Origin of the sequence: Sodalis sp. (in: enterobacteria), assembly GCF_051710625.1 — a bacterium.
Lineage (GTDB): Bacteria > Pseudomonadota > Gammaproteobacteria > Enterobacterales > Enterobacteriaceae > JBPESN01.
Map to the genome: position 1 here is coordinate 10,930 of NZ_JBPESN010000039.1, position 10,645 is coordinate 21,574.

The following is a 10,645-nucleotide window of genomic DNA, read 5'->3' on the forward strand; positions in this document are numbered from 1 at the left end:
TTTCCCCGTGAGGGGGGGCGTGGGGCGGGCCCGGTTCCCCCCCCGGGGGTTTATGGTCACCGTGGGGGCCCGGCGGCCCCGCGGCCGGGGGTTTCCCCCGGGCACCCCCCCGCCCCCCCCCCCCCCCCCCCAGCAAGACCGCCCGCAGCCCGAGGACATGATCGGAGGTTTTGCCGTACACCAGCGAGCCCTGTCCCGAGGCGTCGGTGTTGATCATGCCGCCCAGGGTGGCGCGGTTGCTGGTCGAAAGCTTGGGTGAGAAGAAATAGCCCAGCGGTTTGAGATACTGGTTTAACTGATCCTTGATAACTCCTGCTTCCACCTGCACCCAGCCCTGCTCCGTATTGACTTCAAGAATGCGGTTTATATAGCGGGACATATCCACGATCACGCCGCGATTGGGAGATTGCCCATTGGTCCCGGTCCCGCCGCCGCGCGGGGTGAAGCTGAGTCCCTGAAAGGCCGGCAAAGCCACCAGCCGGCCAACCACCGCGGCATCATCGGTGGAACGGGGAAAAATCACCGCATCGGGCAATAATTGATAGATGCCTGTTATCTGTCGCCATGGTCAGGCGGTCGGCATAGGCGCGGTTGCGCTGTCGCCGGTGAATCCTTCCCGGTTCAGCCGGGCGAGGAATTCGGTCACCACCGGGTCGACGCCCCGGGCCTGGGAAATCTTTGGAAGCATGGACGGTAAACCTGTTGTGTTAGAGCCTCATCAGGGCAATGTGGCGACCCCGTCGGCAGTAGCCGAACCTCACTGTTTTATCATATTTTTTTGTCCATGTCCTGCCGGCCAAAAAAAATCCCGCGCCCACGGGCGAGGGGCGTGAATAACTCAACGAAAGTTTTCATTCGCCCCTGTCAAAAAATGACGATATACCCCATCATTATGCTACTCGCCCACATCGGCCATCGTCAAGTCGCGGGCAACCCGTCGTTTGTTTGAGGAGAAAGGTGTTTCATGGATTTCCCGCGCCCGCTTCACGATTTGCCCAGAATGTTATTCAGCGTGACGTTTATCGCGCTGATGACCCTTGGCTGCTTTTGGGTAGTACAGCCCTTTATTCTCGGCTTTTCATGGGCATCAATGGTGGTGATAGCGACCTGGCCGCTGCTGATAAAGGTGCAGCATTTACTTTGGGGACGGCGTTCGCTGGCGGTGGTGGTCATGACGTTACTGCTGTTGCTGCTGTTTGTGCTGCCGGTGTCGATTCTGGTGAGCAGTATTGTCGATAATAGCGCCCCGCTGGTTGCCTGGGCCACGCAACCGGATCGGCTGACCCTGCCCGCCCTTGCCTGGCTGCAGGATGTACCGATGGTGGGCCGCAAACTCTACAGCGCCTGGCAATCGCTGATTTCCGGCGGTAGCGCGCCGTTAATGAGCAAAATCCAGCCCTATATCGGCAAGGCCGCCAGCTGGCTGTTGGCCCAGGTGGCCAACCTGGGCAGCCTGCTGCTGCACTGCGGGTTGATGATTTTGTTCAGCGTCTTGCTGTATTTGCGCGGCGAACGCGTGGGGATGGCGGTGCGGCATTTCGCCATACGCCTGGGCGCGGAACGCGGCGACGCATCGGTTTTGCTGGCGGCTCAGGCCATCCGGGCGGCCGCGCTGGGCGTGGTGCTGACCGCTATTGTCCAGTCCGTGCTGGGCGGCATCGGTTTGGCGATTACCGGCATTCCACTGGCGACCGTCCTGACCATAACCATGTTCGTGTTGTGTATCGCCCAATTAGGCCCCTTGCCGGTGCTGATCCCAGCCATGATCTGGCTTTATTGGAGCGGCGATACCACCTGGGGGACGGTATTACTGGTATGGAGCTGTGTCGTGGCGACCCTGGATAACATTCTGCGACCGATATTCATCCATATGGGGGCCGATTTACCTATGCTGCTGGTGTTGTGCGGCGTATTGGGCGGTTTATTGGCTTTCGGAATGATAGGCCTCTTTATCGGACCGGTGGTGCTGGCGGTCTCCTGGCGGTTGGTCTTCGCCTGGATGCAGGAAGCGCCCCCGCCGGGAAAAATCGATAATCCGGAAAAACAGCTTAAGGAATTACATTAATCCCCTCAGGTCCCGGCGAGCGCCGGGACAATTATTCCCCCACGTCGCAGCACCTATTCTTTTAAATCGCTAAGTCATTTTACCGTTATTTTCCTTTAGCGGACACTGGTCGCAATAGGCGGCTTATATGGAATAAATCTGAGTGACGTACTGCAGGTTTATCCCTACTATGCGTGTTATTAGCTCTATGATTTAGTAATGATTTTAATGCTCCGCGTGTAGTGGCACATTGAATTTGGCCACCTAAACAGAGGTGATATGCTCACCTCGGAACAACACGGGTGCACCAATGAAAAGAAAAAATTTTAGTCCTGAATTCAAACGCGAATCCGCTCAACTGGTTGTCGACCAAAATTACGCCGCCGCGCCAGCAGCAAAAGCCATGGACGTCGGCCTTTCTACGATGACGAAATGGGTAAAACAACTGCGTGATGAGCGACAGGGAAAAACATCAAAAGCCTCTCCCGTAACCCCGAAACAAATCGAAATACGTGAACTCAAGAATGAAGGTACAACGCATTGAAATGGAAAACGAAATATTAAGAAAGGCTACAGCGCTCTTGATGTCAGACTCCCTGAACAGTTCTCGTTAATCGGAAAACTCAGAGCGCATTATCCTGTGGCCACACTCTGCTACGTGTTCAGGGTTCATCGCAGCAGTTACAAATACTGGAAAAGTCGTCCTGACAGGCCAGACGGCAGGCGAACGGTATTGCGCAGTCAGGTTCATGAACTGCACATATCAGCCATGTGGTGCCGCTGGCGCGAGAAGTATCGCCACCATGGCAACCCAGAGAAGGCTTCCGGATGGGGCGCTGGCTCGCAGGCAGGCTCATGAAAGAGCTGGGGCTGGTCAGTTGTCAGCAGGCGACGCACAGGTATAAGTGTGGCGGTCAGAAGCATGTTGCGATCCCGAATTATCTTGAGCGCCAGTTCGCTGTAACGGAGCCAAACCAGGTATGGTGGGGCGATGTGACGTATATCTGGACTGGGAAACGCTGGGCATACCTTGCGGTTGTTCTTGATCTGTTCGCGAGGAAACCGGTGGGCTGGGCTATGTCGTTCTCCCCAGACAGCAGACTGACCATCAAAGCACTGGAAACGGCATGGGAAACGCGTGGTAAACCAGCCGGAGTGACGTTCCACAGCGATCAGGGTAGCCACTATACGAGCAGGCAGTTCCGACAGTTGCTGTGGCGTTACCGGTTCAAACAAAGCATGAGTCGGCGGGGTAACTGTTGGGATAACAGTCCGATGGAGCGCCTCATCAGAAGTCTGAAAAATGAGTGGATACCGGTAACGGGCCACATAAGCTTCAGCGAAGCAGCTCATGGAATTACCGACTATATCGTGGGATATTACAACGCACTCAGGCCGCATAAATATAACGGTGGGTTGCCACCAAACGAATCAGAAAATGGGCACTGGAAAAACGCTAACGCGGTGGCCAGTTTTAGTTGACCACTACAATTTGGTACACTCAGGGCTGGCGCCGGTCGGTCGTATTTCCCCATGACTTGCCCTTGCGCCGCTCTACAAGTTACTGACTCAGGATCGCTTATGCTAAACATAACCAACAGGCTGGCGTGGACGCTGGCCACTGTGCTGGCCTGCGGCATCAACGCGGCCGGGGCTACCGTCTATCCCTTGCCGCCGGACAACAGCCGGCTTATCGGTGAGAACACAACCCATACCGTCATCCAGGATGGCGGTTCGCTGGAGGTGATCGCCGACAAATATAAAATCGGCCTGCTGGCGATGCTGGAAGCCAACCCGGGCACCGATCCCTGGCTCCCCCGCCCGGGCACGGTATTGACCATCCCCAATCAAATGCTGTTACCCGATACGCCGCGCAAGGGTATCGTCATCAATCTCGCAGAATTGCGGCTTTACTATTACCCCAAAAGACAAAACCAGGTGATTGTTTACCCCATCGGCATTGGCCAACTGGGGCGCAATACGCCGACGATGATGACGTCGATTAGCCAGAAAATTCCCAATCCAACCTGGACGCCGACCGCCAATATCCGCAAGATTTACCTGAAAGAGCAGGGTATTACGCTGCCCGCCGTGGTCCCGGCAGGCCCGAAAAACCCGATGGGGCTGTACGCGCTGCGGTTGGCGGCCGGTACCGGCACTTATCTTATCCACGGCACCAATGCCAATTTTGGTATCGGCATGCGGGTCAGCTCTGGCTGTATTCGGTTGCGGCCGGACGATATTGAGGCCCTGTTTAACAGCGTACCGGTCGGTATTCGCGTTTAGGTCATTAATGAGCCGGTGAAAGTGGCGGTGGAGCCTGACGGCAAGCGCTATGTGGAGATCCATCAACCGCTGTCCCGCACCGAGAAAGAGGATCCGCAGACTTTACCCATTCGCTTTAACGCTCGGACGACCAAATTTGTTGCCGCGCCCACGACGGACCGCGCCATGGTGAAGCAGGCCGTGGCGCGCCGCTCGGGTATGCCGGTGCTGGTGAATAACGGTTAACCGGCGCCGCCAGAGGCGTCTCAGATGGGGGAAAAACGGCGGACCACGCTGCCGCAAAAGGCGCCGAGGGTGCATAATGCACGGCCCGGCCTGTCCACGCTTGGCATTGGGCTGAGGCGTTGACGTAGGGCCGCAGCAGCACGACATAGATAAAGACAGACGCATTGCCTGAACCGGCGATGCGTCCGTTGTCGTTTTTGCACTGGTATGCTCAAGGCAACGTTTTAGTTGACCACTACAGTTTTATGCCGCGCGCCAAAGATGCCGGCGTGACGAGTCAGGCCAGGCCTCTGGCGCGTTCTCGGGGCGGGAGTGAGCGTCAGGGATTAACGCGTCCCATGATGGTGCCCGCGGGAGCGCAATGAGGGGAGAAAATCAAGCGCCAGTGACTAGCGTTTGGCAGGTAAAAAAATGGCGCACAGAGTGCGCCATTCCCAATCAAGACCGGAACTCTTACTTACGGTAAGAAGTGGCTTGGTTGTCCAGACGTTGGTTAGCACGGGCAGCGTCGTCTTTAGCAGCCTGTACGTCGGAGCGCAGAGCGTTCACGTCGTTGCTAACCTGGTCAACTTTGGTGTTCAGGGTCTGAACGTCGGAGGACAGCTGATCAATTTTAGCGTTGCTAGAGCAGCCAGCCAGCAGAGTGGAACCCAGAATTACCGCGCCCAGTACCAGTTTAGTACGATTCATTATTAATACCCTCTAGATTGAGTTAATCTCCATGTAGCATTACAAGTATTACACAAACTATTTTCGAATGAGAATAAATTTTGCGAATAAAACAATTAAATTCGATCGACCGCTCAAAGAAACATCTTATTTTACAGGGGTGGGGGTTAAAAAAAACGGGCTAAGGACCTTGCGGCCATAAGATTTTTCCGATTAAGTCAGCGGCAAAACGTGCTATTGAAATTGGTTGCGCTAAATATTTTATGTCCCTGACACGATTCTTTTTGTCTGTCCACCCAATTAGCGCTGATGTTGATGGCCAACAAGCCGTGAAATAGGCCTGCGGATAAAGTTTCTTTATACCATTATGGTACCAATTGCGGTATTGCCAGGATGCTCGCTACTTAATAAGTATTGCACTTATTTAATAACGCCGGCAGGGGCTAACAAAAAAGCCCCTGCATGAACAGGGGCCTGAGAGGAGGGCCGACACTCGGGGTGGATGAGCTGCATCGGCTCTAAGCGGACCGCGCCATTGGCGGCGCTACGTCGTGCAGTGCCGCAGAAATAAGGGGACAGACGTGCCTGCACCCCCCGGGCTGCGTTGCAGCATATGCACCCGGGCGCTGTTGGTGGTGTCGCTCGGTACCAGCGCGCCGGACACCATGACGATAATGTCGCCCTTGGCCCCTAAACCGGTTTCCAACGCCATTGCCTTGCCGATGCGGTAGAAATCATCGGTCGAGGCGATTTCTTTAACGAGCTGGCAGGACACCCCTTTGCTCAGCGGAAGCTGGCGGGCGGTCAGCGGGTTCGTGGTCAGGGCCAGAATTTCCGCTTTCAGGAAATATTTACGCACTGACTTGGCGGATTTGTCGCCCTCGATCGCGACTACAATCAGTGGCAATTTCAGTTTTTCTGCGGTTTCGATCGCGCCGCGGCAGACCGCTTCGGTAATGCGAAGTTTGCGGCTATCGTTCAGACTGTCGATGCAGCTCGGCAGAATTCGATCGGTGCGCTGGCAGATAGTTGCCATAATAATCACGGCTTCCAGCAAGTATTTACCTTTTGAGCTCTCGCCGGATAGCATCACGGCGTCTGTGCCATCGAGAATGGCGTTGGCCACGTCGCCGGCTTCCGCGCGGGTCGGACGTGGGGTTTTGATCATCGAGTCGAGCATTTGGGTCGCGGTAATCACTACCTTGCGCGCCCGGTTACATTTTTCGATCATTATTTTTTGCGTGAAAATCACTTCTTCCACCGGAATTTCGACAGAGAGATCGCCGCGGGTGACCATAATGCTGTCGGAAATTTCGAGGGTTTCGTCGAAATTATTCAGCCTTTCTTGGTTTTTGGTTTTAGAAATGATCTGGATATGGCCGCAGCCGTGCTGCTCCAGGTGTTCGCGGGTTTCCAGTACGTCGGAACGTTTGCGAACAAGGCGGCGATGAAATCGACGCCTTGTTCGCAGCCGAAAATCGGGTCACGTTTATCTTTTTTCGCCAGCGCGGGCAGGGCAATGGGACACTCCGGGCAGATTAACCCCTTTGTTTTCACTTAAATCGCTATTATTGAGTACCTTACATACCACCAGGTCCTGGGTGACGCTGGTCACGGTCATGACCGTGACCAGCAGGCCGTCATCGACCAGCACGGTATTACCTACCGCCAGATCCTGGGTGAACCCCGGATAGGTGACCGCAACGCGTTCGCTGTTGCCGATAACGCTCTGATCGGTCATAAAGGTAAAGGTTTGGCCGGCGCGCCAGCGAGACATCGGCGCCGTTTTCCAATTTCATGGTGCGGGTTTCGGGGCTTTTAGTATCAAGCAAAATCGCGCCCTGCTGACCGGTTCTTTTCAACACCGCACGCAGATTTTTGATGCGCTGACCGTGCTCTTCATAATCACCATGGGAAAAATTGAGACGCATGACGTTCGTACCTGCATCAAGCAGGCTGGACAGTACCTCTTCGGATTCGGTTTTCGGGCCGATGGTACAAACAATATTAGTCTTTTTCATAACGTTGATTTCTATAAGTTGTGATGGATGATAAAGCTGATGCATCGCCGGACCAGGCCCGCGATGAAAAAAAAGCCGCTTCAAACCTGCGGTCCATTTTAAAGGATAGGTGACAACGCTCAGAACGTAAGGAAAAAAAGCAGAACGGCTCAGGTCGGCGAAGCCAAAGTGCGCCGCAGAACAATGTTGTTTTTATCGGTTTAAGACAAATCAATCGGCACAAACCATTCAATTAAAATAACGTTTTGCATTATAGTTATTGACCGGCGGGAAACAAAGTAAAAACTGGACAATTAATGCGTTAGCACAAAAAAAAGCGTGATTGTGCCATCTTTACAAAGATCATCGCACTTTAGCCCTTGTCGGCGTAAATCCCTGATAAGGCTTGATATCGCGCATTGCGGGTTTAAGCGCCCCGCGAGCGCGGCCGTCTTGAAAATGCCTCGAAGCAGCGTATGGAAACAAAGGGCAAGGAAAGCGTGTGTAAAAGAAAGGGCGCAGACAGTATTGGTGCGTCCGAGTGGACTCGAACTACCGACCCCCACCATGTCAAGGTAATGCTCTAATTAATTGAGCTACGGACGCACAAAGAATGGTGCGTTCTAATGGACTTGAACCATCGACCCCCACCATGTCAAGGTGGTGCTCTAACCAACTGAGCTAAGAACGCATTTTGTTGCCTGCCGCCAGCCCGACGAATATTAACGGGCTCTATCACCCCTTGCAAGAGGAAAACGCGTTTTTTCGCCTCGACGCCGATTGGTTGTCGAGGGAATGTGCATTAAGCCGGCTTTTTCACCGCTCAAGGCACATTTTGCCCTCAGCGCGCCGCCCGGTGCAAAATTCGCGCGGGCGTCTGTCGTTGCAGCCAGCGCATGCGACACATCATCAATATAGCGGCAGAGGTAAGCCCGATAATAAAGCCGAACCAAAAACCGCTGGGCCCCATGGCGGGACGCAGCCAATCGGTCAGCGCCAGCACATAGCCGCACGGCAGGCCGAGCAACCAATAAGCGGTAAAGGTGATAAAGAAGATCGAGCGGGTGTCTTTATAGCCGCGCAGCACGCCATTACCGATGACCTGTATAGAATCAGAGATCTGATAGATGGCCGCCAGCAACATCAGATGCGAGGCCATCGTCACCACGGCCGGGGTATCGTTGTACAACAGAGCAATACGCTCACGCAACAGGCTGGTAAACAGGGCGGTGCAGCAGGCCAGCGTGACGCCTATCATCAGGCTAGACCAGGCGCTGACCCGCGCCTGCTCGACGTCGCCTTGTCCCAGGCGATATCCGATACGGATGGTGGCCGCCACGCCTATTGACAGCGGCAGCACAAACATCAGCGAACTGAAGTTGAGGGCGATTTGATGACCGGCGACGGCAACGATACCCAACGGCGTGACCAACAGCGCCACCAACGCGAACAAGGTCACCTCAAAAAATAGCGCCAGCGCCACCGGTAACCCCAAGGTAAACAGCTGCCTTAGCGCTGCGGGATCCGGTTTTTGCCACACGCCCGTCAGACGGAGATCGCGAAAGGCGCTCGCCCGGCGCGTGTAGACGCGCAGCAATAGAAACATTATCCAATAAACCGAAGCGGTCGCCACACCGCAGCCAACGCCGCCCAGGGCCGGCATGCCGAGCTTGCCGTGGATAAAGACATAGTTGATGGGAATATTGCTCATCAGGCCAAGAAAGCCAATGAGCATGCCGGGCTTGGTGCGGGAAAGTCCTTCGCATTGGCAACGCAGCACCTGGAAAAACAGATAGCCCGGGGCTCCCCACAGTAAGCAGCGCAGGAACGCCGCCGCTTTCTCCGCCAGCAACGGCTCGACGCTGTGCATATGGTCAATGAGGCGATGGCTATTGTAAAGCAATACCATGATGACCAGCGCCACACCGAGCGCCAGCCAAAAGCCCTGGCGGACTTGATGAGCAATACGGTTCCGGCTCCCGGAACCGTTGAGCTGAGCGATAACCGGTGTCAGCGCCAACAGCAGACCGTGACCAAATAAAATGACCGGCAGCCAGATCGACGTTCCCACCGCCACCGCGGCCATATCGGTAGCGCTTACCGAGCCGGACATAATGGTATCCGCCACGCCCATCGCCGTTTGTGACACCTGGGCGAAAATGACCGGGATGGCGAGAGCCAGCAAGATACGCGCTTCCTTAACATAATTTTGCACGCAGACACCTTTCTTTCGTTTGACGAAAATTTTTATTAGCGGAAATCCTGACGTATTCACCTGGCAGGATCCTTTTAGCGGGATAGTGTAAAGCATTTTGTCGGCGAAGATAGCAGGAAAACGACGCGATATGAGGGATATGCCCTCTATTGCGCCGTGTTAGTATTTGGAATTCGTCATATTATGGGGCAAACTGAGCGCCACGACGTTCGGTGTAGCCAGATGAGAAAAAAGCATGTTTACAGGAATTGTTCAGGCCAGCGTGCCCATTATCGCGATTGAAGAAAAAGACCATTTTCGTAGCCATTATGTCCGCTTGCCGCCGCCGCTGCTGCTGGATTTGGCTATCGGTGCCTCGGTGGCGCATAACGGCTGTTGTCTGACTGTGACCGGCATCACGGATGACGTAGTCAGTTTCGATTTAATGAAAGAAACGCTTAGGCTGACCAATTTGGGGGCGCTCACGGTTGGGGAAGAGGTCAATGTAGAACGGGCGGCGAGCCTGCAGGCGGAAATTGGTGGTCATCTGATGTCCGGGCATATTATGTGTTCCGCTGAACTGAGCAAAATTGTCGCGTCGGAAAATAACCGACAGATTTGGTTCACAGTGGCGAAACGGGCGCTAATGAAATATATCCTGCATAAAGGCTATATTGGCGTCGACGGTATCAGTTTGACGGTTGGAGAGGTAACGGGCAACCGCTTTTGCGTGCATTTAATACCTGAAACGTTGATGCGCACCACCCTCGGCAAGAAACGGCTTGGCGATAGCGTCAATATTGAAATTGACCCGCAGACGCAGGCCATTGTCGACACCGTGGAACGGGTATTGGCGGCGCGCGAACGCACCTGATTGTGAAGGGCACTGAAAACGCCGGCACCCGGCTGCGGCGTACGCTGTTACGTGCAAAGAGTCAACGCGCGACGCGTAAACCGCCTTCCGCCCCCTGAGGGCTGAACAGCACCTGCCAGAGTTGAATATTGCGGGCGCGGAAGGCGCCGGCGCAGGTCTGTAGGTAGTAAACAAATTGTAGTGGTACACCGAATTTGCCCACCTGAACAGAGGTGGTATGCTCACCTCAGAACAACACGGGTGCACCAATGAAAAGAAGAAATTTTAGTCCTGAATTCAAACGCGAATCCGCTCAACTGGTTGTCGACCAAAATTACACCGCCGCGCAAGCAGCAAAAGTCATGGACGTCGGT

At 54.6% G+C, this 10,645-nt stretch carries 7 protein-coding genes, 2 tRNA genes and 4 pseudogenes; 4 read left to right on the forward strand and 9 right to left on the reverse strand.

The window, feature by feature from the left end:
• A pseudogene (locus ACTBDU_RS10605) lies at nucleotides 1–688 on the reverse strand (FAD-binding oxidoreductase); the annotation flags it as partial.
• 276 nt (nucleotides 689–964) lie between these two features.
• On the opposite strand from ACTBDU_RS10605, the gene ydiK reads away from it, so the two are divergent.
• From ydiK to ACTBDU_RS10620, 3 genes and pseudogenes are all read left to right on the forward strand, one after another.
• Nucleotides 965–2,065, forward strand: a complete 1,101-nt coding sequence (ydiK, locus tag ACTBDU_RS10610) for an AI-2E family transporter YdiK (protein WP_438806445.1) — start codon at nucleotides 965–967, stop codon at nucleotides 2,063–2,065.
• A gap of 289 nt (nucleotides 2,066–2,354) precedes the next feature.
• A pseudogene (locus ACTBDU_RS10615) lies at nucleotides 2,355–3,526 on the forward strand (IS3 family transposase).
• A 99-nt stretch (nucleotides 3,527–3,625) separates the two neighbouring features.
• A pseudogene (locus tag ACTBDU_RS10620) lies at nucleotides 3,626–4,555 on the forward strand (L,D-transpeptidase family protein).
• Between the two features lie 453 nt (nucleotides 4,556–5,008).
• Here the strand turns inward: ACTBDU_RS10620 and ACTBDU_RS10625 are convergent.
• The 7 genes and pseudogenes from ACTBDU_RS10625 to ACTBDU_RS10655 all read right to left on the reverse strand — a co-directional run bounded on the left by ACTBDU_RS10625 (nucleotide 5,009) and on the right by ACTBDU_RS10655 (nucleotide 9,439).
• Nucleotides 5,009–5,245, reverse strand: a complete 237-nt coding sequence (locus tag ACTBDU_RS10625; RefSeq protein ID WP_438806446.1) for a major outer membrane lipoprotein — start codon at nucleotides 5,243–5,245, stop codon at nucleotides 5,009–5,011.
• Between the two features lie 523 nt (nucleotides 5,246–5,768).
• Nucleotides 5,769–6,314 (reverse strand): pyruvate kinase alpha/beta domain-containing protein, encoded by a 546-nt coding sequence (locus ACTBDU_RS10630; RefSeq protein ID WP_438806449.1) that lies wholly within the window; start codon nucleotides 6,312–6,314, stop codon nucleotides 5,769–5,771.
• A 12-nt stretch (nucleotides 6,315–6,326) separates the two neighbouring features.
• A pseudogene (locus tag ACTBDU_RS10635) lies at nucleotides 6,327–7,001 on the reverse strand (pyruvate kinase); the annotation flags it as partial.
• Complete coding sequence (locus ACTBDU_RS10640; RefSeq protein ID WP_438806450.1) at nucleotides 6,883–7,290, reverse strand: pyruvate kinase; 408 nt, start codon at nucleotides 7,288–7,290, stop codon at nucleotides 6,883–6,885. The pseudogene ACTBDU_RS10635 and the gene ACTBDU_RS10640, both read right to left, overlap by 119 nt.
• Nucleotides 7,291–7,753: 463 nt before the next feature.
• Nucleotides 7,754–7,830: transfer RNA gene (locus tag ACTBDU_RS10645), tRNA-Val, on the reverse strand.
• A gap of 8 nt (nucleotides 7,831–7,838) precedes the next feature.
• A tRNA-Val gene (locus tag ACTBDU_RS10650) sits at nucleotides 7,839–7,915 on the reverse strand.
• 150 nt (nucleotides 7,916–8,065) lie between these two features.
• Nucleotides 8,066–9,439 carry an MATE family efflux transporter gene (locus ACTBDU_RS10655; protein WP_438806447.1) on the reverse strand — a complete coding sequence of 458 codons (1,374 nt, stop codon included), beginning with the start codon at nucleotides 9,437–9,439 and terminating at the stop codon, nucleotides 8,066–8,068.
• A gap of 235 nt (nucleotides 9,440–9,674) precedes the next feature.
• Between ACTBDU_RS10655 and ACTBDU_RS10660 the strand changes: the two genes are divergently transcribed.
• The gene (locus tag ACTBDU_RS10660) at nucleotides 9,675–10,292 is read left to right on the forward strand and encodes a riboflavin synthase subunit alpha (protein WP_438806448.1); all 618 of its coding nucleotides are present in this window, start codon (nucleotides 9,675–9,677) and stop codon (nucleotides 10,290–10,292) included.
• Nucleotides 10,293–10,353: 61 nt separating this feature from the next.
• On the opposite strand, the gene ACTBDU_RS10665 is transcribed toward ACTBDU_RS10660, so the two are convergent.
• The gene (locus tag ACTBDU_RS10665) at nucleotides 10,354–10,494 is read right to left on the reverse strand and encodes a hypothetical protein (RefSeq protein ID WP_438806451.1); all 141 of its coding nucleotides are present in this window, start codon (nucleotides 10,492–10,494) and stop codon (nucleotides 10,354–10,356) included.
• Nucleotides 10,495–10,645: the final 151 nt, after the last annotated feature.